General features: G+C 64.1%; 22 protein-coding genes and 1 pseudogene. 14 read left to right on the top strand and 9 right to left on the bottom strand.

Annotation, left to right across the window (positions count from 1 at the left end; all coding sequences use genetic code 11):
• Positions 1-181: 181 nt before the first annotated feature.
• Positions 182-727 carry a GNAT family N-acetyltransferase gene (locus tag GGQ64_RS20670; protein ID WP_183807232.1) on the bottom strand — a complete coding sequence of 182 codons (546 nt, stop codon included), beginning with the start codon at positions 725-727 and terminating at the stop codon, positions 182-184.
• Between the two features lie 282 nt (positions 728-1,009).
• Here GGQ64_RS20670 and GGQ64_RS20665 point away from each other — a divergent pair, with 282 nt between their 5' ends.
• Entirely contained in the window at positions 1,010-1,996 is a 987-nt protein-coding gene (locus GGQ64_RS20665; RefSeq protein WP_183807231.1) for a glutathione S-transferase family protein, read from the top strand.
• Positions 1,997-2,018: 22 nt separating this feature from the next.
• Here the strand turns inward: GGQ64_RS20665 and GGQ64_RS20660 are convergent, their stop codons facing one another.
• Positions 2,019-2,510, bottom strand: a complete 492-nt coding sequence (locus tag GGQ64_RS20660) for an NUDIX domain-containing protein (protein ID WP_183807230.1) — start codon at positions 2,508-2,510, stop codon at positions 2,019-2,021.
• 282 nt (positions 2,511-2,792) lie between these two features.
• Here GGQ64_RS20660 and GGQ64_RS20655 point away from each other — a divergent pair, with 282 nt between their 5' ends.
• The 4 genes from GGQ64_RS20655 to GGQ64_RS20640 all read left to right on the top strand — a co-directional run bounded on the left by GGQ64_RS20655 (position 2,793) and on the right by GGQ64_RS20640 (position 6,039).
• Positions 2,793-3,707, top strand: a complete 915-nt coding sequence (locus GGQ64_RS20655; RefSeq protein ID WP_183807229.1) for a metallophosphoesterase family protein — start codon at positions 2,793-2,795, stop codon at positions 3,705-3,707.
• Positions 3,708-3,821: 114 nt separating this feature from the next.
• On the top strand, positions 3,822-4,424 hold the full coding sequence (locus tag GGQ64_RS20650; protein ID WP_183807228.1) for a tetratricopeptide repeat protein: 603 nt from the start codon (positions 3,822-3,824) through the stop codon (positions 4,422-4,424).
• A gap of 250 nt (positions 4,425-4,674) precedes the next feature.
• A complete protein-coding gene (locus tag GGQ64_RS20645) occupies positions 4,675-5,193 on the top strand; it encodes an RNA polymerase sigma factor (protein WP_183807227.1) in 519 nt (172 codons plus the stop codon).
• A gap of 3 nt (positions 5,194-5,196) precedes the next feature.
• Entirely contained in the window at positions 5,197-6,039 is an 843-nt protein-coding gene (locus GGQ64_RS20640) for an anti-sigma factor family protein (RefSeq protein ID WP_183807226.1), read from the top strand.
• Between the two features lie 94 nt (positions 6,040-6,133).
• Here the strand turns inward: GGQ64_RS20640 and leuA are convergent, their stop codons facing one another.
• Positions 6,134-7,840, bottom strand: a complete 1,707-nt coding sequence (gene leuA / locus GGQ64_RS20635) for a 2-isopropylmalate synthase (protein ID WP_183807225.1) — start codon at positions 7,838-7,840, stop codon at positions 6,134-6,136.
• A 415-nt stretch (positions 7,841-8,255) separates the two neighbouring features.
• Between leuA and GGQ64_RS20630 the strand changes: the two genes are divergently transcribed.
• Positions 8,256-8,453 carry a hypothetical protein gene (locus GGQ64_RS20630; RefSeq protein ID WP_183807224.1) on the top strand — a complete coding sequence of 66 codons (198 nt, stop codon included), beginning with the start codon at positions 8,256-8,258 and terminating at the stop codon, positions 8,451-8,453.
• 96 nt (positions 8,454-8,549) lie between these two features.
• Here GGQ64_RS20630 and GGQ64_RS20625 read toward each other — a convergent pair whose 3' ends face one another.
• Positions 8,550-9,155, bottom strand: coding sequence for an ATP-dependent Clp protease proteolytic subunit (locus tag GGQ64_RS20625; RefSeq protein WP_183807223.1), 606 nt, complete (start codon positions 9,153-9,155; stop codon positions 8,550-8,552).
• Between the two features lie 266 nt (positions 9,156-9,421).
• On the opposite strand from GGQ64_RS20625, the gene GGQ64_RS20620 reads away from it, so the two are divergent.
• Positions 9,422-10,000: a HupE/UreJ family protein gene (locus tag GGQ64_RS20620; RefSeq protein WP_183807222.1), complete on the top strand. Its 579-nt coding sequence runs from the start codon at positions 9,422-9,424 to the stop codon at positions 9,998-10,000.
• Positions 10,001-10,215: 215 nt separating this feature from the next.
• On the top strand, positions 10,216-10,569 hold the full coding sequence (locus GGQ64_RS20615) for an SPW repeat protein (protein ID WP_246422816.1): 354 nt from the start codon (positions 10,216-10,218) through the stop codon (positions 10,567-10,569).
• Between the two features lie 130 nt (positions 10,570-10,699).
• Here the strand turns inward: GGQ64_RS20615 and queF are convergent, their stop codons facing one another.
• The 5 genes from queF to GGQ64_RS20590 form a co-directional block, all read right to left on the bottom strand.
• Complete coding sequence (queF, locus tag GGQ64_RS20610) at positions 10,700-11,164, bottom strand: preQ(1) synthase (RefSeq protein ID WP_183807221.1); 465 nt, start codon at positions 11,162-11,164, stop codon at positions 10,700-10,702.
• Positions 11,161-12,078 (bottom strand): cation diffusion facilitator family transporter, encoded by a 918-nt coding sequence (locus GGQ64_RS20605; RefSeq protein ID WP_183807220.1) that lies wholly within the window; start codon positions 12,076-12,078, stop codon positions 11,161-11,163. The genes queF and GGQ64_RS20605 overlap by 4 nt, the downstream gene beginning before the upstream one ends.
• Positions 12,079-12,254: 176 nt before the next feature.
• Positions 12,255-12,623, bottom strand: coding sequence for a type II toxin-antitoxin system VapC family toxin (locus tag GGQ64_RS20600; RefSeq protein WP_343059534.1), 369 nt, complete (start codon positions 12,621-12,623; stop codon positions 12,255-12,257).
• A gap of 124 nt (positions 12,624-12,747) precedes the next feature.
• The gene (locus GGQ64_RS20595) at positions 12,748-13,470 is read right to left on the bottom strand and encodes a hypothetical protein (protein ID WP_183807218.1); all 723 of its coding nucleotides are present in this window, start codon (positions 13,468-13,470) and stop codon (positions 12,748-12,750) included.
• Positions 13,471-13,565: 95 nt separating this feature from the next.
• Positions 13,566-15,755 carry an anthranilate synthase gene (locus GGQ64_RS20590; protein WP_183807217.1) on the bottom strand — a complete coding sequence of 730 codons (2,190 nt, stop codon included), beginning with the start codon at positions 15,753-15,755 and terminating at the stop codon, positions 13,566-13,568.
• A gap of 333 nt (positions 15,756-16,088) precedes the next feature.
• Here GGQ64_RS20590 and GGQ64_RS20585 point away from each other — a divergent pair, with 333 nt between their 5' ends.
• The 6 genes and pseudogenes from GGQ64_RS20585 to GGQ64_RS28215 all read left to right on the top strand — a co-directional run bounded on the left by GGQ64_RS20585 (position 16,089) and on the right by GGQ64_RS28215 (position 21,097).
• Complete coding sequence (locus GGQ64_RS20585) at positions 16,089-16,988, top strand: extensin-like domain-containing protein (RefSeq protein WP_343059528.1); 900 nt, start codon at positions 16,089-16,091, stop codon at positions 16,986-16,988.
• Between the two features lie 136 nt (positions 16,989-17,124).
• Positions 17,125-17,634 carry a DUF1993 domain-containing protein gene (locus GGQ64_RS20580; protein WP_183807216.1) on the top strand — a complete coding sequence of 170 codons (510 nt, stop codon included), beginning with the start codon at positions 17,125-17,127 and terminating at the stop codon, positions 17,632-17,634.
• Positions 17,635-17,884: 250 nt separating this feature from the next.
• Entirely contained in the window at positions 17,885-20,152 is a 2,268-nt protein-coding gene (locus tag GGQ64_RS20575; RefSeq protein WP_183807215.1) for a TonB-dependent hemoglobin/transferrin/lactoferrin family receptor, read from the top strand.
• Between the two features lie 152 nt (positions 20,153-20,304).
• The gene (locus GGQ64_RS20570) at positions 20,305-20,505 is read left to right on the top strand and encodes a hypothetical protein (RefSeq protein WP_183807214.1); all 201 of its coding nucleotides are present in this window, start codon (positions 20,305-20,307) and stop codon (positions 20,503-20,505) included.
• A gap of 111 nt (positions 20,506-20,616) precedes the next feature.
• Positions 20,617-20,871: pseudogene (locus tag GGQ64_RS28220) on the top strand (Fic family protein); the annotation flags it as partial.
• A gap of 64 nt (positions 20,872-20,935) precedes the next feature.
• Positions 20,936-21,097, top strand: a complete 162-nt coding sequence (locus GGQ64_RS28215) for a hypothetical protein (protein WP_343059537.1) — start codon at positions 20,936-20,938, stop codon at positions 21,095-21,097.
• Positions 21,098-21,143 lie beyond the last annotated feature (46 nt).

The following is a 21,143-nucleotide window of genomic DNA, read 5'->3' as shown; positions in this document are numbered from 1 at the left end:
CGATCGCAGATGCCAAGACCCCCTCTGGCCTGCCGGCCATCTCCCCCACAAGGAGGGAGAAGACCTGCTGCACGCGCTTCCCCAAAGTGAGCCTCGGCGGGGCGGCCAGGTTGAGCCCTCCCCCTTGTGGGGAGGGTGGGGTGGGGTTCTTCACATGCGATGCCCGGAGCGACCGGCCGCGTCAGCTCGCCTGCGCGAACTCGGCCGGCCCGGCTGCAGCCGCGTCATAGGGCCGCCAACCGATCTCGCCCTTCAGCCGCACGTGCGTGTCGGCGGCGATCGGCACGACCAGCACCCGGTTCGGATCCACCGGGCCGGGGAAGGCCAGCGCGTTGTAGGCGACCTTTTCGAAGCCGAGCGGGCCATAATAGGGCGGATCGCCCACGAGGATGACGGCCTCGGACCCTTTCCGCCGGGCCGCTTCCACCGCGATCCGCACCAGCTCGCGGCCGATACCCAGGTTCTTGTGCGAGGGCCGGACGGCGAGCGGGCCGAGCAGGTGGCCCTTCACTGAACCCGCCGTCACCGGCGTCATCCGCACGGACGCGATCGTCTCGCCATCGTCGGTGCAGATGAAGGACAGGGAAAGATCGTGCGGGCCCTGCTCGCGGATCCGCGCTGCGGCCCGCACGTGCCGGCCGGGGCCGAAGGCCTCTTCGTTGATGTGTTCGATGGCTGCGTCGTGGGACGCGTCTTCGGTCAGGTAGACGAGGTCGTGCTTGTGCATGGGAACAGGAACCGTGTGCGAGACAATGGGAGATGGTTTCGCCTGCGATGAGGCGTCACAAGCATCAGCGTCGTCGCGGGTTTCCTGCAAAGAACATCGTTCTGTCCGAGCGTTCCGATCATGCCACGGCGGCATGAAAATCCTGACCAGCGCGGATATCAGAAAATGGCCGCCCGTCAAAGCCCAAAACGCACTGTTCAGAAAATAGTGTCTATCCGCCCCCAACCGTTGCGCTATCTAGAGCCTCAGGTAAACGCGGCGATGGCGCCGAAGGAGACAGGCATGGGAAAGCTGGTAGACGGCGTCTGGCATGACGTCTGGTACGACACGAAGGCCACCCGCGGCCATTTCGAGCGCGCGGCCTCGCAGTTCCGCAACTGGATCACACCGGACGGCGCGCCCGGTCCCACCGGCGAAGGCGGCTTTGCGGCGGAGGCCGGACGCTACCACCTCTATGTCTCGCTCGCCTGCCCATGGGCCCACCGCACCCTGATCTTCCGCAAGCTCAAGAAGCTCGAGGACCTCATTTCGGTCTCGATCGTCGATCCGGTGATGCTGTCGAACGGCTGGGAGTTCAAGGGAACAGACGGCGGCACCGTCGACCCGCTGTTCGGCGCTGAGACCTTGTGGCAGGTCTACCTGAAGGCCGATCCGCACTATAGCGGCCGGGTCACCGTGCCCGTTCTCTGGGACAAGAAGCAGGGCCGGATGGTATCCAACGAATCCGCCGAGATTATCCGCATGTTCAATTCCGCCTTCGACGGGATCACCGGCTCGCACGACGATTACTACCCGGCCCCCCTGCGCGCCAAGATCGACGCTCTCAACGAGACGATCTACGACACGGTCAACAATGGCGTCTACAAGGCAGGCTTCGCCACCACCCAGGAGGCCTACGCGGAAAACGTCCGGACGCTGTTTGAGACGCTCGACGCGCTGGAAGAGCGGCTGGCGGGCCGGCGCTACCTGACGGGAGAGCGGATCACCGAGGCCGACTGGCGCCTGTTCACCACGCTCGTACGCTTCGACGCGGTCTATGTCGGCCACTTCAAGTGCAACATCCGGCGGATCGCCGACTATCCCAACCTGTCCGGCTACCTGCGGGACCTCTACCAGGTCCCGGGCGTGGCGGACACGGTGAACCTTGGCCACATCAAGACCCACTACTACCGCAGCCACCTGACCATCAATCCGACCGGGATCGTGCCCGCCGGTCCCGCGCTGGATTTCGCAGCCCCGCACGGCCGCGAGCGGCTGTTGGCCGCCTGATCCACCCGCGCCGGCGCGAGCCCTACCAGTGGTCGGCCGGCGCCGCGCGGCCGGCCACTTCCTCCAGCCGGCGCCGCGTCGCCGGCGTCGTTCCGGGCGGCAGCGCGCCGGGTGCGAAGAACTGCGCCTCCACGATCTCGCGATCGGCCATCTTCGGCGCGCTCTGGCGCACGTTCCGGCAGACGTAGAAGATCACATGGTCGCGCTTGCTGGTGCCCCGGTTGAAATAGACGTGGAACAGCTGCGGCGGATCGCCGGCGGAAAGATTGCCTTCCTCCCGCATCTCCTTCGCAAGAGCCTGCAGCGCCGTCTCGCGCCGCTCCACCCCGCCACCCGGAAGATGCCAGCCGGGCACGTAGCTGTGGCGCACGAGGAAGACTCGGCCCTCGGCGTCGAAGCAGGCCGCGCGCACCCCGAGCGTCATGCCGCGGGCATAGGCGAAATAGCCGTGCACCACGCGCGTCACCAGTCGCGCCCACAGGTTCCGCTTCTCCGGCGGCCGTTCGCTCTGCATGCCGATCCTCTCCAAAGCATGTCGCGCAAAAGTGTGCAGCGGTTTTGCGACAACGACATGCGAAAAAACAAGAGCTTAAAGCGCATAAAGCGAACCCGAAGGTTCGCGACGCGCTTTTAGCTGCTCCATCACATACGCTTCATCGCCGACCGTGCCGGAATCAAGGCGCGCGGGCGAACCACCTTCCTTGTCCACGCGCGATGCGCGGCCCGACTTCCATCTCCGCAACTAATCCGCGCATCCGGCATTTCCCTCGCGATCCAACTTGGTCTATTGAAAGCCATGTTCCGTCTCGCGCATATTTCCGACATCCATCTGGGCCCCCTGCCCGCCCTCACCATCCTGGAACTGGCATCGAAGCGAATCACCGGTTTCGTCAACTGGCATCGCAACCGGCGCCGCCATCTCTTTGCCAACACCCTCGACATCGTGATGAACGACATCGAGCGTCGCGATCCGGACCATCTCGCTATCACCGGCGACCTCGTCAACCTCGCCGCCCGGATCGAGATCGACACCGTGGCGAAATGGCTGGAGGAGATCGGCAGGCCGGAGAACGTCTCTGTCGTTCCGGGAAACCACGATGCCTATGTTCCCGGCGCCTACGAGCGCTCGACCAAGGGCTGGTACGCCTATATGCGCGGCGACAACGCCCCGTCCGGCTGGGACGAGGATTTCCACGTCTTTCCCTATCTGCGCGTGCGCGACAACGTCGCCATCATCGGCTGTTCCACGGCGGTGGCCACGCCCCCTTTCGCGGCGAGCGGATACTTCGGCCGGCGCCAGGCGCGCGAGACCGTCAATCTCCTGCGGGCCGCCGGCGAGGCCGGCCTGTTCCGCGTCGTCATGATCCACCATCCCCCCATCGACGGCGCCACCTCTTTCCACAAGCGGATGATCGGCATCCGCCGCTTCGCCGCCACCATCTCGTCCGGCGGCGCGGAACTGGTGCTGCATGGCCATACCCACCTCAACACGGTCTACTGGCTGAAGGCCGCGGCCGGGCCCGTCCCGGTGGTGGGGATCGCGTCGGCCTCGCAGGGACCGGGCGGGCACAAGCCGCCGGCGGGCTACAACATGTTCTCCATCTCCGGCGGTCCCGGCCACTGGAACCTCCTGCGCGAGCGCTACGAGCTGGACCAGTACGGCACCGATGTGCTGCTGGCCGAGACCACCCGCTTCCAGCCCGGGGAATAAGGGGGAATAAAGGGCCTGCCCGCGGCGTCTAAGCTGCAGGATGCGCGTTGGCCCTCACGACCGCGCAAGGCTTGGCGTATCCTTCCTCATCGACAATCCATGGAAGGATGGCAGATGTCCGCTCGACCGTTCCCCCGTCCCGCTTTCGCCGCAACCCTGACGCTCGCGCTTGCACTCTCCGGAGCCGCGCTGGCGGCAGACAGCGGGTCCGGCTCGCCGTCGACGCCGACGCAGACGACGACCACCTGCACCAACGGCAAGATCTGGAGCCCGGCCCGCAAGATGTGCCTCACGCCGCAGCAGATCAAGTCGAACTCCAAGGCCAAGAACGGCGCGCAGAAGAAGAGCGAGCTCGCGCCCGATGACATGCTCTACGAAGCCGCCCGCGAATTCGCCTATGCCGGCCAGTACGGCCATGCGCTGGAGGCTCTGAAAGCGGCGGAAAACCAGCACGACCCGCGCATCCTGAACTACTACGGCTTCACCTATCGCAAGCTCGGCCAGGTGGACCGGGCCATGGCATATTATCGCCAGGCCCTGCAGGCGGACGAAAACTACGTGCTTGCCCGATCCTACATGGGCCAGGCCCTGATCGAACAGGGCGACGTGCAGGGCGCCCGGGTGCAGCTCGTCGAAATCCGCGACCGCGGCGGAGAGGACAGCTGGGCCTACCGGTCGCTCCTGCAGTCGCTGGGCGGCGAGCGCGGCCACTACTAAGGCATAGGTTCCCCGGTACAGCTCCCCTGCGGCACAAGATCCCCCGCCGCAGGGCTTCGGCCGGAGGCCGTCAAGGCCGCCGGCCCAGGGCGGCACCCCTCCCCAAAAGGACAGGCTTGAACGCCGACACAGAAACTCCCTATTCTGAGCCGGTTTCAGCTTGCGTAGCAAAGGGTGGATGCTCCATACCAGAAGGGCAACCACTCACCGTGAATATTGACCGGATCTCGAACGTCCCCTTGGGAAGGCAATGCGTCAGTCGGCAGAATCAAATGAATTCCGGCGTGAATTGGTTGGTCTTCTGCCGAAATTGCGTCGCTTTGCCATGACGTTGACAAGAAACGCCAGCGATGCAGACGATCTCGTCCAGGAAGCCTGTGAGCGCGCTATCACCCGCAGCCATCTCTGGAACGGGGAAGGCCGGCTCGAAAGCTGGGTCTATGCCATGACCCGCAACCTCTGGGTGGACGAGGTCAGGAAACGGAAAGTCCGCACGGGATCGGGTACTGTCGATTTTGCCGAGCAGGACGATCTGCACATCGAGGCGTCCGCCGACAAGGCCGTCTACGCCAAGCAATTGCACCGAATGATCATGACCATGCCGGAGGGCCTCTCCAGCGTGTTCCTTCTCGTCAACGTGGAAGGGCACAGCTACCGCGAGGCGGCGGATATCCTGGCGATTCCGATCGGCACGGTGATGAGCAGGCTTTCGACCGCACGCATACGCCTCGCCGCCATGATCTCCGAACAGACAGAAAGAAGGACCTGAGCTTTGGAAGGCACGCAGGGTCTACCGCTGGAAGTACGCCTGTCCGCCTACCTGGACGGACAGTTGACGCAGTCAGAGGTGCGGGAAATCGACGGAATCCTCGCGCGAGACGAAAAGGCACGCACGCTCTTCAACCGCCTCAAGCTCGGCAGCGATCTCGGCCGCAAGGCGTTCGAGGACATGCTGCACGAACCGGTTCCCCTCGACCTCGTCCGCAGCATCAAGCAGGCCTCGATCGACAGCGGGCACGAGCGCGGCCCCGCGCTGAAGAGCCTGCCGCCGAAGGAAGCCCCAGTGCGCGACGGCCGCGCCCGGCTGGCGGCGGCTGGACTGGCTCTCATCGTCGCCGGCGCAGGGGCGGGCTATCTCCTCGGGATCTGGAAGCCGCCGCCGACCGCGCCCGCAGTGCAAACCGCGGCACCGCGCAACTGGCTGGACGATATCGCCGACTATCATCGCGTCTATGCCCGCCAGTCCCTCCATCTCGTCGAGGTGCCGGCCACCGAAAGCCAGCACATCACCCAGTGGCTGACCACCGCTATCGGCGTCGATTTCACCATTCCCGATCTCAGCGACAACGGCCTTACCTTCGAGGGCGCGCGCCTTCTCGTCGCCGGCGGCCAGCCGACGGGACAACTGATCTACCGCGATATCGACGGCCATGTCTTCGCGGTCTGCTTCCAGAGGGGCGATGCCGTGGAGGCGCGCACGGAACCCGCCACCGTCATCCGCAACGATCTCGGCCTCGTCTCCTGGCAAGACCGCAACGCAGCCTTCGCCTTCATCGGCCCGTCGTCGGAACCCGAACTCGACGCGCTGGCCGCCACGGTCGCCCGGATGATCTGATCGGCCGCCGCGCGGCCGCCTTTTTCCGTCCCCTGAAAACGACAAGGCCGCCCCGTCTTGCGGAGCGGCCAGCGAAGCGTCAGGTCGTGTCGGCTCAGCGGCCCGTTTCCTCCAGCACGCGGTTGGCGGCGGAAACGATCGCTTCGAGCGAAGCGGTGACGATGTTGGTGTTGATACCGACGCCGAACAGCTTTCCGCCCGGATAGGCGATCTCGACATAGGCGATGGCGGCCGCATTCGAGCCGCGCTGCAGCGAATGCTCGGAATAGTCCACCACCGACATCTCGACACCCGTATAGATCGAAAGCGCGTGGATGAAGCCGTCGATCGGCCCGGTGCCCTGCCCCTCGATCCGCTTGGTCTCGCCGCGGTCGGTGATCTCGGCTGCGACGATGCGCACGCCCTTGTGGGCGGTGTCGGGATAGGTGTGGTGGTCGACGAAGCGCAGGCGCGCGTCGGGCTGCGTCACGTAGCGCTCGAGGAAGCGCTCGTAGATGCGCTTCGACGGCACCTCCACGCCCTCCTCGTCGGTGATGCGCTGGATGTCCTCGCGGAATTCCACCTGCAGGTTGCGCGGCAGGTTGATGCCGTGGTCCTGCTGCAGGATATAGGCGATGCCGCCCTTGCCCGACTGCGAGTTGATGCGGATGATCGCCTCGTAGGTGCGCCCGACGTCCTGCGGATCGATCGGCAGGTAGGGCACCTCCCAGAGCGACTTGTTGGACGTCTTGATCGCCTTCATGCCCTTGTTGATCGCATCCTGGTGCGAGCCGGAGAAAGCCGTGTAGACCAGTTCGCCCACGTAGGGATGGCGATCCGGGATGACCATCTCGTTCGAATATTCGTACACCGCCTTGACGCGCTCGATATCGGAGCAGTCGAGTTCCGGGTCGACCCCTTGCGTGTACATGTTCAGCGCCAGCGTGACGACGTCGACGTTGCCGGTGCGCTCGCCGTTGCCGAACAGCGTGCCCTCGACGCGGTCCGCACCCGCCATCAGGCCGAGTTCGGTGGCGGCGATGCCGGTGCCCCGGTCGTTATGCGGATGCAGCGAGATGATCAGGTTCTCGCGGTTGTCGAGGTTGCGGCACATCCATTCGATCTGGTCGGCATAGACGTTCGGCGTCGCCATCTCGACGGTGGACGGCAGGTTGATGATCAGCTTGTTGTCCGGTGTCGGCCGAACGATCGCAGTCACCGCATTGCAGATCTCCAGCGCGACCTCCAGTTCGGTGCCGGTGAAGCTCTCCGGCGAATACTCGAACCGGTAGTCACCGCCCGCCTTGGCGGCCATGTCCATGATCATCTCGGCGGCATCGGTGGCGATCTGCTTGATGCCGTGCACGTCCTTTGCAAACACGACGCGGCGCTGCAACTCGCTGGTGGAATTGTAGAAATGGATGATCGGGCGCTTTGCGCCCTCCAGCGCCTCGAAGGTGCGGGTGATCAGCTCCGGCCGGCACTGGACGAGCACCTGCAGCGATACGTCGTCGGGCACGTTACCCTGCTCGACGCACCAGCGGGCGAAATCGAAGTCCGTCTGCGAGGCGGACGGAAAGCCGATCTCGATCTCCTTGAAGTTCATGTCCAGCAGGAGCTGGAACATGCGGGCCTTGCGATCGTGGCCCATCGGATTGACCAGCGACTGGTTGCCGTCGCGCAGGTCCACCGAGCACCAGATCGGCGCCTGCGTGATCGTCTTGCCGGGCCAGGTGCGATCGGGGATGCTCACCTGCGGATAGGGCTGATACTTTGCAGCCGCGTTCGGCATGCCTTGCTTGGAGGTGTGGATGTCGCTCATGTGCCTGTCTCTTCTCATCCCGGGCTCTCGCCTGCAGCCTCATAGCGGAACGTACTGCGCTTGGCGACGGCGAAAGCTGCCCTTGGAACCGGGCGGGTCTGATTTACGAAATGGGTGATGCGAGGAGCACTTGTGCCGGCGGGCTTTTCGGCCGCCGGGCGCTCCTCAAAGGACCCGGCAACCGCGCGTAAGGCCGAGAAGAAGGAGCGAGGTGAAGCTGCGCGCACGATCCGACACAGCCTCGCGGCTGCGGAAAATGCGATCGGCGATGATGCTTGCGCTCCTGGACATGGACCGGCTTATAGCGGCGAAGCATGAACCGTGCAAGTCGCGGCAAGATGATTTGTGAAAAGCACCCGCGGGCATTAGTCTGCTGGCGACGCCGATCGGGCGGCCATCTTGAGGGAATGAGACGATGAAGTTGCGTTACGTCCTGCTGGCGCTCATGGCCGTCGTCTCGGTCGGCTGCCAGTCCAACCCGCCGAGCCAGAAGACGCTCGATGCCACCAGCTACTGCTTCCGTCGGTTCGGCCCGATGAGCGACAACTACGATTCCTGCGTCTATGCCCGGCAGATGGGCATGGAAGTGACGCCGGCGACCCCTGGCTGGTAGCGCCACACGGTTCGCATCTTCGCAAGGCCCCGAAACGAAGAAGCCCTCCCGTGTTGCAACGGGAGGGCTTCGATGTCGGTCGCCTCAGTGCGAAGATCAGATGTCGCTCTGCGAGGTGATCACCTTCGAGACGAGGCCGTACTCGATGGCGTCCTTGGCAGACAGCCAGTAGTCGCGGTCCGTGTCCTTGGCGATCTTCTCGATCGGCTGGCCGGTGGCATCCGCAAAAATACGGTTCAGGCGCTCGTTCATCTTGATGATCTCTCGCGCCTGAATCTCGATGTCAGAGGCCATGCCGCGCGTGCCGCCGGACGGCTGGTGCAACAGGAAGCGCGTGTTCTGCAGGCAGACACGACGCTCCTTCGGCGCTGCAACGAAGATCAGCGCGCCGGCGGAAGCGACCCAGCCGGTGCCGATCATCCAGACCTTCGGCTTGATGAACTTGATCATGTCGTGGATGCTGTCGCCGGATTCGACGTGGCCGCCCGGCGAGTTGACGAAGATGCGGATGTCTTCGTCGCTGGCGGCGGCGAGCGCCACGAGCTGCGAGTTGACCTTCTGCGCCAGCTCCTGGGTGATGCCGCCATAGATGAAGATCGAGCGCGACTTGAAAAGGTTCGCCTCGGTTTCCTTGCCGAGCGGCAGCTCGGTCTTTTTCTCTTCTTCGTCGCTCATCGGGCAACTCTCCGCCTGTTGTCTCATAGGTCTTGCCGCAGTCAGATAATGCGACTCAGTGGCCAAGACAATGCAACAAAACGCCAATGGGGCGATAGAGGGCGGGAGAGGCAACGGCAAAAAGGGTAAATGCCGGGCGCACGCGGCAGGCCCCGGACCAGGCCCGAGCCGCGGGGGCCGCATCCGCTCTGCGTATATTTACGTATGGACTCCCTATCCTGCACCCCTAGGATGCCGATTGTATTGACGAAACGCCCGGCCGCCTCCCAGGTCGGACCATCATCGGGGACACCATGATCAGACGCACCCTGCTTGCGATCGGCCTCACCGTCGTATCCACAGCACCCGCCTTCGCCCATCTCGATCCGCAGGAGCACGGCTCCCTGATGGCGGGCCTCTCCCACCCGCTGTTCGGCCTCGACCATATCCTGGTCATGGTCGCCGTCGGCCTCTGGGCGGTCCAGATCGGCGGCCGCGCGCTCTGGGCGGTGCCCGCCGCCTTCGTGACGATGATGGCGATCGGCTTCGGCCTTGCGGTCGCGGGCGTGTCCCTGCCATTCGTCGAGCCGGTGATCCTGGCCTCCGTCGTGGCACTCGGCCTGCTGGTCGCCATGGCCGTCCGCCTCGACACCTCAGCCTCCGCAGCGATCGTTGCCGTCTTCGCCCTGTTCCACGGCCATGCCCATGGCGGCGAGCTCGGTGCAGCCGGTGCCCTGCCCTTTGCGGTGGGCTTCGTGATCGCGACAGCCCTGCTGCATGTCGTCGGCATCGCTCTCGGCCTTGGCATCGGCCGCATCGCCGGCGGCCGCACACTTGCCCGCATCCTCGGCGGCGCCACCGCCCTTGCCGGCGTCGCCCTCGCCTTCGGCTGATCGGTCTGGAACAGACGGAAACGACGCGGCGGCCGTAAGGTTCGCCGCGTTTTTCGTTGGAGCCAGCACTACACGGCCACGGTGCGCCCCGCTCATCACAAGCGCGCGATGCCTGCACTAACATTTTGAAAAACAGTTAGTTTTAGAGTAATCTAACTCATAAGCCGAGCAGTCCTGCACGGCGGGAAAATGCCTCACATACGGAGGTTGCAGCAATGTTTACGATGTCTGGACGGAGAGGTCAGGATATGGTCACTCTGATCCTGGCTTTTTGCCTGTTCATCTCCCCCTGGGTCGTCGGCTTCATAGCCGACACCACGCCAAGCTGGAACGCCTGGATCGCCGCCATCGTGCTCGGCGCCTTCGCGGTCATGACGCTCTCGGCCTTCGCGGAATGGGAGGAATGGGTGAACCTCGTGATCGGCCTGTGGCTGATCGCCTCGCCCTGGCTGCTCGGCTTCATGGCGAATACGAACGCGATGTGGACGCATGTGATCCTCGGTATCTGCACCGCCGCGCTGTCGGCCTGGGCAGTCTGGGACTATCGCCACCCGCATTCGCATGCCTGACGGACGCGGGCGGACGTCCATCCGCCCCGTTCGCTGCCCTTGAGCCGAAACGCCGGCGCCGCCCGCCCGGAAAGGACGAGCGGCGCGATCTTCTCCGCATCCCTGCATCTTCCGGAAACGCCGGTCGCCCTCAGCCCCGCCCGCGATAGGTCGGCACGCCCTGGTCGGGCAGCCAGACCCCCTCGGGCACGGCACCCGTCTGCCAGAACACGTCGATCGGAATGCCGCCGCGCGGATACCAGTAGGCGCCGATCCGCAGCCATTTCGGCGAAAGCAGGTCCACCAGCCGCTTGGCAATGAAGATCGAGCAGTCCTCGTGGAAGGCGCCGTGGTTGCGGAACGAATGCAGGAACAGCTTCAGCGACTTGGACTCCACCAGCGACGCATCGGGAATGTAGTCGATGACGATATGGGCGAAGTCCGGCTGCCCGGTCATCGGGCAGAGCGAGGTGAACTCGGGCGCAGTAAACCGCACGACATAGTCCGTGCCTCGGTTGCCGTTCGGCACCTTCTCCAGCACCGCCTCTTCCGGGCTTGCCGGAAGATCGACGTTGCGGCCGAGCTGCGAGAGGCTTGATACGTCGGTCTTGCTCATGCCTTGCTCCTTTCCACCTTCACCCTGATGCCATGCGCCTTCTCCGTCTCCGGCTCGACATGGATCGCTACCTGCGCGCCCTGATGGACCGTTTCGATCGCGGCTTCAAGCCTGTCACAGATCTCGTGCGCATCGGCGACCGCCATGCGCGCGGGCACGACGAGGTGGAACTCGACGAAGATCGCCTGCCCGGCCCGGCGCGTCTTCAGGTCGTGCACGCCAAGCGAGCCTTGCGCGTTTTCCGCGATCGCCTGCTTGATCGCCGCTTCCTCGGGCCCTTCGATCGCATGGTCCATCAGCCCGCTGACGGAACTGGAGATGATCGTCCAGCCCTGGAACAGGATGTTGACGGCAACGAGGATCGCGATCACCGGGTCGAGGATCGCATAGCCCGTGGCCAGCACGAGCAGCAGGCCGACGAGCACGCCGGCAGAGGTGACCACGTCCGACATGATGTGGTGGCCGTCGGCGAGCAGCGCCGGCGAGCGGTGCCGTTTGCCGGCCCGGATCAGGATCGTCGCCCAGACGACGTTGATCACGCTGGCAAGGAAGTTGATGGCAAGGCCGAGCGCCGGCTGTTCCATCAGCGTCGGCGCCCAGAGCTTCGGCACCGCCTCCTGCACGATCAGCATGGCGGCCACGACGATCAGCACGCCCTCGATGACCGCAGACAGGTACTCCGCCTTGTGGTGGCCGAAGGGATGGTCGGCGTCGGCCGGCCGCGAGGCATAGTGGATCGCCCCCCAGGCTATGACGGCGGCGACCACGTTGACGATCGATTCCAGCGCATCCGACAACAGCGCCACCGATCCCGTCACCCACCAGGCCAGCATCTTCAGCCCCAGCACGAAGACCGCCATCGGAATGCCGATCAGCGCCAGCCGGTTGACCGTTGCGTTCCCGTTCGTACCCATGATCGCCTTCCCTGCTGATGCAAACGAATTGCAGAAACCGCGCCCTTCAACGCAAAACCGCCCGCGCGGGGTTCGCGCAGGCGGTTTTCTCTTCGGCGTCTCTATCGGTCAATTCGGTCGGAATGTCAAAGGCGGAATGGCCTCACGCCGCCTTGGTCAACGATCAAATAGTGGCTTTAAAGCTGTAACTTTGTTTGTGGATCTTCAGGTGGCAACGGCAACTCACTGACTTGGCAGATTTCCACGCCGGTTCCTTGCAGATATTTTTCAAAACCCTGATCTGCGGTGTAGAGTGCACGCGCACCGCGCACGATTGCCGTAGCCGCGATCATTGCATCGTACTTCATGGCGACCTTCCAGCCCGGAGGTCGCTGGCCGGATGGGACGCTTTGCATGGCGGCTGCGATCCGCTCTCCGGTCTCGATCGCTATGACCGGATCGAATGCCTGTACAGAAAATACCTTCACTCTTCTGACGGTTTCAACGATCTCGTCGACTCGGTCCACCCTTCCCGCGACCAGTTCTGCAAGGGCCGGAGCCGGTATCGTGCTTCTTCCTTGCTTGCAGACAGGACTTCGATGAAGTGCCGGACTCGATCGGCCTCACGGTCAGTGTTTTGTGTGCTGTCAGGATCGATAAGAAGGACCAGAAAGCTGGTGTCCACGACGATCATGCGCTTCTTAGCTCATTAATCGCCTTGATAATGCCTTTTCCCGTACCCGGAGGAATTGCTTCACCGAGACGCAGCAAAACATCCTTTAGCTCATCCTCATTCAAAACCTCGAAGGAGGATGCAACTAGGTTGTCTAACGTCCATTTTCCGTTGCTATCCCGTTTCCATCGCCCCTCGCCACTCAGGCGAACATAATGATGGAAGAAGGATGCCAGCCTCTGGGCGCTGTGCGCATCTATGGAAATGCGAGCGGTCAGGTCCCCGTCGATCTCAAGACCGATTCGCACCATCTCACCTGCGCCTTCCAAGCGTACAAGCCGTCCCTGAACCGAAGTCGGCTGGCTCATCGCACGGATGGCCAAGGCCGACTTTGACTTGCCGGGAAACGGGATAACCTCGGCGCTTCGGGGAAGCCGCATCTCACCGCCCCAGCCATCTTCCGCAAGATACTCGTTGATTCGGCGCCAGGGAACGTTTGCCTCTGCGCTCGGCTCTCCGGTCGCAGCAGATCTTATACGTGGAGAAATGATGGGTACTTCCGACTGCGGCGCGGCTGCCACGATAACCACGCTGCCGTCATCAATCCTGCCAAGGTGAACGGAGTCCATACATCCCATGAGCCGGGCAAGCTCGGACATGTACGTAGCCAAACGGGCCATTGAAAGCGTCTCAGTCGTTGGCCCGGTTATCCGGAACGAGTATTCAAGGAAATCGCTCACAGAACCCTCCAAGTTCAAGACACCGGGCGCTCGACCTAACCGACGGACGCCATCAGACTAGCATAGTCACAGCAAACAGAAAGTGAACAAGAAGATCACGCCGCCTTCGTCTTTGCCTTTCGCGAAAGATGCGCCACCACGTTCTCGATCATCCGCATGCCGGCGTCGCCGCCGAGCGTCATGATCGATTCGGGGTGGAACTGGACGGCTGCGACCGGCTCCTTGGCATGCTCGATGCCCATGATCGTGCCGTCCTCGCTCTCCGCGGTGATGATGAAATCGCGCGGCAGCGTCGAGGGATCGGCGAAGATCGAGTGGTAGCGGCCGACCGTCACCTCCTTGCCGAGCCCGGAGAAGACGATGCCCGGCTCCAGCACGCGGATGCGCGAGGGCTTGCCGTGCATCGGCACGGCCAGCTGCCGCAGGTCGCCGCCATAGGCTTCCGCGAGCGCCTGCAGGCCGAGGCAGACGCCGAAGATCGGCAGGTCGCGGGCGCGCGCCTTCTTGATCGTCGCCTTGCAGTCAAAGTCCTTCGGCGTGCCCGGTCCGGGCGAGAGCACGACGAGGTCGGGCTTCAGCCGGTCGAACAGTTCGTCTGCGACGGGCGTGCGCACCGTCGTCACCGTGGCGCCGGTCTGGCGGAAGTAGTTGGCCAGCGTGTGGACGAAGCTGTCCTCGTGATCGACCAGCAGGATGTTGACGCCGGCGCCGACCGAGGCGACGTCGCGCTGGGACTTCGCCGCATTCCCGGCCTTGGCGTCACGGATGGCTGCGATCATGGCGGATGCCTTCAGTTCGGTTTCGGCTTCTTCTTCCTGCGGGTTGGAATCGTTGAGCAGCGTCGCTCCGGCCCGCACTTCGGCGATCCCGTCCTTGATGCGGATGGTGCGCAGCGTCAGACCCGTGTTCATGTCGCCGTTGAAGCCGACCATGCCGATCGCCCCACCATACCACAGCCGCGGGCTCTTCTCGTGCGCCTCGAGGAAGCGCATCGCCCAGAGTTTTGGCGCGCCGGTGACGGTCACCGCCCAGGCGTGGCTGAGGAAACCGTCGAAGGCGTCCATGTCGTCGCGCAGGCGCCCCTCGATATGGTCCACCGTGTGGATCAGGCGGGAATACATCTCGATCTGCCGGCGACCGATCACCTTGACCGAGCCCGGCTCGCAGACGCGGGATTTGTCGTTGCGGTCGACGTCGGAGCACATCGTCAGCTCGGATTCGTCCTTCTTGGAATTCAGCAGCTTCAGGATCTGCTCCGAATCCGCGATCGGGTCGTCCCCGCGCTTGATCGTGCCCGAGATCGGGCAGGTCTCGATGCGCCGGCCGGACACGCGCACGAACATCTCCGGCGAGGCGCCGACGAGATATTCCTGGTTGCCGAGATTGATGAAGAAGGAATAGGGCGACGGGTTGATCGCCTTCAGCCGCTGCGAGATCTCGGACGGCTTGCTGTCGCAGCGCTCGTAGAACTTCTGGCCGGGCACCACCTCGAACAGGTCGCCGCGGCGGAAGCTCTCCTTGGCCTTGGTGACGAGCTCGGCATATTCACCCGGCCGGTGATCGCCATGCGGGGGGATGATGTCGGCGGTCTTGAACGGTTCCGGCGCAATCGCCCGGTCCCTGCCCTCCGTGCTGATCCCGTCCTTGGCGAAATCGTAGCGGTCGATCCAGGCTTTGGCGGCATAGTGGTCGACGACGAGGATCTCGTCGGGAATGAACAGCACCATGTCGCGCTGGTCGTCGGGACGCTCCAGCTTCAAGTCGATGGCGTCGAACTGGAAGGCGAGGTCGTAGCCGAAGGCGCCGTAGAAGCCGAGATTGGCGTCTTCGGCCGAATGGAACAGATCGGTGACCGCGCGCAGGACCGTGAACACGGTCGGCATCTTGGAGCGCTCTTCCTCGGTGAAGACCCGGTCCGGCTCGTTGACCTTCAGGTCGAGCCGGCGGGGCGTCGATGCCCCCAGCGTAAGCTCTGCGACGCCTTCCAGCCGCGGCCTGATGATTTGAAGCAGCGCCTCGCCGCGGTCGTTATAGGCCTCGATCCAGACGTTGCGGCCGAAGGAAGAGATGGCGAGCGGCGGATCGACGATCGCGGTGTCCCAGCGGGTATAGCGGCCGGGATATTCGTAGTTGGAGGAAAAGACCGCGCCGCGGTGCTCGTCGAGCTTGTCGACATAGCTCGATATCGCGGTGGCATAGTCCGCATCCCGGCGCCGGCGCGTCACAGCGATGCCGCCCCGCGTCTCGTAGCTCTCGGCGCCGTCCGCCAGTTGCTTCGTCACCATTCCCTGCTCTCCTGTTCGGCCCGGTTTTCCAGCGGCCCGAATACGAAAAAGCCGCCTCGAAGGTTTCGGGCGGCTGTTCGTTTCAATCACGCATGACTGGTCGAGGCCGCCTTAGCGAGCCCACCACCAGATCGAAATGCTGCGTGCGTCTGTCATGGCCGGAATTGTTAGCGCGAAGCCGGTGCGAACGCAACCGGGATTTCTCGGGCCAGACACTGGTAATCGGGGGCCTCGGGGAAGGCTGCCATCCTCGCGTCCGCGGCTTGGTGACCCGGGCCTTCCGAGCTGGCACGGAGACACGGTTCTTCCCCTTGCGAAACCGAACGGGCTTCCGTGCGTTACCTTCCGACCGTGTCCACGGAAAAGGAGTACGCCGCCATCCGCCCGCGATCCTTCGCCATTCTGGCCGTAAGCCTCCTGGCCCTCACCGGGGCCTCCCTTCCCGCCAAGGGGCCGATGCCCGTTGCCCGGCCCTCCGCCGATGGCGAAACACGAACGGAAAAGCACGGTCCCCCGGCCCCGACCGCCGCGGAGCGCAAGGACGCGCCGGCATCGAAGGAGACCGAAGACACGAGGGAGGACGCCCGGACGAAAGAAAAGGACGGTGATGGCAAGGCGCCTGAAGCCGGAAAGCCCGAGGCAACGAAGAAGCCGCCGCCGCCACTGGTCCGCGAGGACGATGCGACCCTTGCGGCCTGCATCGGCGCGCTGAAGGCGGGCGGCGCCATAGTCGAGGAAATCCCGGCGATCGGGCCGGAGAACGGCTGCGGCATTGCCCGCCCCATCGTGCTCAAGCGGCTCTCGGGCGACATCGGCATCACGCCTGAGGCGACGCTTCGCTGCGAGACCGCGCTGCAACTGCAGCGCTGGACCAGCGGCGCGCTCATCCCCGCGATAACGGCGGGTATGCCCGACAAGAAACTCACCGGCCTCGAGCAGGCCTCCGGCTATGTCTGCCGCAACCGCAACGGCGCTGCGAACGGCAAGGTCTCCGAGCATGCCTACGGCAATGCCGTCGACATCGCCGCCTTCATCTTCTCCGACGGCAGCCGCATGGACATCGCCCCGCGCGAGAAGGACTCGACGATCGAAGGCGCGCTCCAGCGCGCCGCGGTCGCCACGGCCTGCCTCTATTTCACGACCGTTCTCGATCCGGGCAGCGACGCCGCGCACGAGACGCACCTGCATCTCGACGTCATCAAGCGCAAGGGCGGCTATCGCTATTGCTGGTAGAGTAGAGGCGGCGGCAGATTCTTTTCGGCCGACGCGGGCCGCGGGCTCAAAACCGGCCGACGCCTGCCCTATCTTAGCGGCATCATTCCCGGCCAGATCGCCGGCCAACTGACAAGCAACTGACAAGGATGCCCGCATGCCCGTCTCCATCTACCGCCTCTCCGTTCCCGTCTTCGTCCGGGGCCTCAAGGTGCTTTCCACGCTGCTCGAAGAGGCCGAAGCCCATGCCGCGGCCAACGGGATCGCCCTCGAGGTGCTGGTCAATGCGCGGCTGGCCCCGGACATGCTGCCGCTGTCGGGACAGATCCAGCGCGTGAGCGATACCGCCAAGAACGCGCTCGGACGCCTGAGCGGCAAGGGTGCGCCGAGCTTTCCCGACACGGAGACGACCATGGCCGAACTGAAGGCGCGGCTGGAAAAGACGATCGCCTATCTGCAATCCGTGCCGGAAGCCGAGCTGAAGGGCAGCGAGACCCGCGAAGTGAAGCTCAATGTCGGCAAGCTCGGCGTGACGTTTTCCGGCGAGGACTATCTCCTGGAATTCGCCCTGCCGAACTTCTTCTTCCACGTCACCACCGCCTACGACATCCTGCGCCATAACGGCGTGGAAATCGGCAAGACCGACTATCTCGGCCCCTACGGCTGAAACACCCCCTTCCAGCGCCAGAAAGTCCGGGCAACGGTGGCCGTCAACAGCGGTGGCCCGACGCCTGCGGTGTGCGCTGACGTACACAAAAACTTGATTAACATATTCATTTTCAAACTTGACTCATTTAATCCAGATTAAATAGGCATTCCCCCAGGGCACCCTTCCAAGGGATTCCGCAAGAGAGAAAACCGACGCAGCCGCCCCGTGGCCTGCGATGGATTTCTGCATGCATTTTCAGGGGGATATAATGAAATCACTGACACCGCTCGCAACGCGACTTCTGGCGACGACCGCCATCGCGATGGCACTTGGCACGGCCGTTCCATCGCAGGCCCAGGAGGCGACATCCGTCCAGGCCGAACAACCGACGACGCTCGGGACCATCACCGTCGAGGGCGTCGGCGAGACGGCGACCACCTCCCCCCTGACCCGAACGACGGACCGTGCGACGCTCGAGGACCGCATGGTCACCGATTTCCAGGATTTCGCCCGCCGCATCGATGCCGGCGTCAACTTCAACACCCAGAACAACAGCATCAACATCCGCGGCCTGCAAAACGACCGCGTGCTGACCACGCTCGACGGCATCCGCGTGCCGTGGCTGACCGACCCGCGCGATTCGGCGCAGGGCGGGCTGAACGGCTTCGACTTCGACAGCCTGTCGGCGATCGACATCACCAAGGGCACCGATTCCTCCCGCTTCGGATCCGGCGCGCTCGGCGGCGTGGTGCAGTTGCGCACCCTCGATCCCGAGGACCTGATCAAGGAAGGCAGGAACTTCGGCGCGATCGCCAAGTCGACCTACGACAGCGCCGACGACAGCGTCGGCGGCAATGCCGCGGTCGCGACCCGCTTCGACAACACCTGGCTGCTCCTGCAGGGCGGCTACAAGCGCGGCCACGAGACCGACACCCGCGGCGACGTCGGCGGCTACGGCACCACCCGCACCGAAGCCAACCCGATGGACTTCGACCAGAAAAACGCGCTCGCCAAGATCCACCAGTATATCGACGGCGGCCACCGCTTCGGCCTGACCGGCGAGATCTTCAACCGCGACGAAGACAGCGACAACATGCGCGGCTCGACCTCGAGCTACGAACCCGGCACGCTGAAGTCCGGCGAGGAGATCGAACGCAAGCGCGTTTCCGCCTCCTACGACTTCATCTCGCCGGACGGCAGCGACTGGCTCGATCAGGCCAGCGTCGTCACCTACTGGCAGCGGCAGCGGCTGAACAACACGACGAACGGCTTCCGCCTGCGCGACACCCGCGCCGACATCTTCGATGGCGATCCCTTCTATTATGGCTATCCGACCGGCGACTACTACCGCGACAACATCCTGGAGCAGACCACCTACGGCATCAACGGCGATGCGGCAAAGGCCGTGCAACTCGGCGGCATCGAGCACGGCTTCCGCTTCGGCGCCGAACTCTATGGCCAGAAGACACACCAGTATTCCTCGGGCGTCGACAATTGCCCGGACGTCGACTGGAGCACGATCCCGCAGCCCTTCGGCCCACAGTCGTGCCGGATGCTGCACTCCAACGCCTCGGACATGCCCGACGTCGACAGCGTCTTCTTCGGCGCCTATCTCGAGGACGACATCAAGCTGATCGACAACCGCCTGACCATCACCCCCGGCCTGCGCTTCGACTGGTATCGCCATTCGCCCAAGTCGACCGCCGAATTCGAGCGCAGCCCGAACTTCGACACGGACTACCTGAACGGCACCAGCGATGCCCGCTTCTCGCCGAAGCTGCGCGCCGCCTGGCAGGCCAATCCCGAGCTGGAACTCTTCGCTCAGTGGTCGCAGGGTTTTCGCGCACCGAGCGCCACCGAACTCTACCAGAACTACGGCGCGCCCGGCTCGTACGCCCGCATCGGCAATCCGGACCTGGAGGCGGAGACGAGCAACGGCTTCGAGATCGGCGCCAACTATGCCTCCGAGGCCTACACGGTCTCGGCGACCGTCTTCAACAACTACTACCGCAACTTCATCGACGAGGTGCAGATCGCCCCGCCCGGCGGCGAATATCCTGTCGGCGGCATCACCGGCTATGAGAACCGCGACCGCGTCCGCATCTATGGTGTCGAATTCGCCGGCGAATGGCGCTTCACCGACAATTGGCGGACCTGGGGATCGCTCGCCTGGACGCACGGCAAGGACACCGACACCGACGAATACATCAACTCGGTCGCCCCGCTGCGCGCCATCGTCGGGCTCGGCTATGCAACGGAGAGCTGGGGATCGGACGTGTCGCTGACGGCTGCTGCCGCCCGCGACAAGGTCAGCGGTTCCGGCTTCGAGGCGCCGGGATACGGCGTCGTCGACGCCACCGCGTGGTGGCAGCCGAAACAGCTCGACGGCTTCCGCGTCCAGGCCGGCGTCTTCAACATCTTCGACAGGAAGTACTGGAACGCCATCGACGTCCCGGACGGCACGACGACAGACACCCGCGGCTTCTACAGCGAGGCCGGCCGCTCCTTCCGCGTCTCCCTGACCAAGACCTTCTGAACCTCCAGCCGGCCCTCTCCCGCCGACGCAAAGCGCGCCGCAGTTCCCTCGGGAACTGCGGCGCTCGCATGCCGTACATCAGTCCGTGTCGGCAGATCTGCAGTGAGGAATTCCTTTGCCGGTCTCCATGAGCTCGTGATAGCCTTTATTTCATGAGCACGATCAAAACGCCCAAGCGAACCCGCAGCGCCACAACTGGCCGCCTGACACAGGCGCGGGCCGAAAAGATCAGTGCGGTCGAAGGCCTGGTGCTCAGCCCGCGCATGCGCAAGCTTCTTGCCCAGACCAAGGATCAACCCGCGGAGGAACGCCGCAAGGCGATCCGTGCTCAGTTCGCCCGTAAGTCCGTCTAGGCGTTGGTCTATACTGCCGAAACCGATCCCCTCTGCTATCCAGGCACGACCGTGCTCCGGAACAAGTTGGCCCTCACGGACCAGGACGAGCTCGACGAGTACGAGACCGCCATGTTTATCGTGCGCTCCGAGGAACACTGGCCGGAGGGCGATCTGGACGTCGCCCACTACCTTTCGCTCCACCATCACCTGTTCCAGGACGTCTACGACTGGGCCGGAGAGCTCCGCAGTATCCGGATCGGCAAAGGCGGTAACTGGTTCTGCTACCCGGAGCACATTCAGGCGCAGTTGAAGCACGTCTTTCAGCTGTTGGCCAACGCCGACGCCTTCAAAGGCCTTGCGCTGGGCGACTTCGCGGCCCACGCCGCGCACCTGCTGGCCGAGATCAACGCGATCCACCCCTTCCGCGAAGGCAACGGGCGGACCCCAGTTGACCTTCCTTGCCCTCCTGGCCGAGCATGTCGGCCTCCCGTTCAATGCCGAGGTGCTCGACCGCGAGCGAGTCACAGGCGCCATGATCGAGAGCTTTGCGGGCTCGGAGATGCCGCTCACAAACCTGATCCTCGACATCATCATCGAACCCTCATCCTGACCTTGGCGTGCCAAGAATTGCGCGCGCGGCGCTCCTGACCCGGTCG

The sequence above is a fragment of the Mycoplana azooxidifex genome, assembly GCF_014196765.1.
Classification (GTDB): domain Bacteria; phylum Pseudomonadota; class Alphaproteobacteria; order Rhizobiales; family Rhizobiaceae; genus Mycoplana; species Mycoplana azooxidifex.
This window is presented reverse-complemented; position numbering and strand designations above follow the sequence as displayed.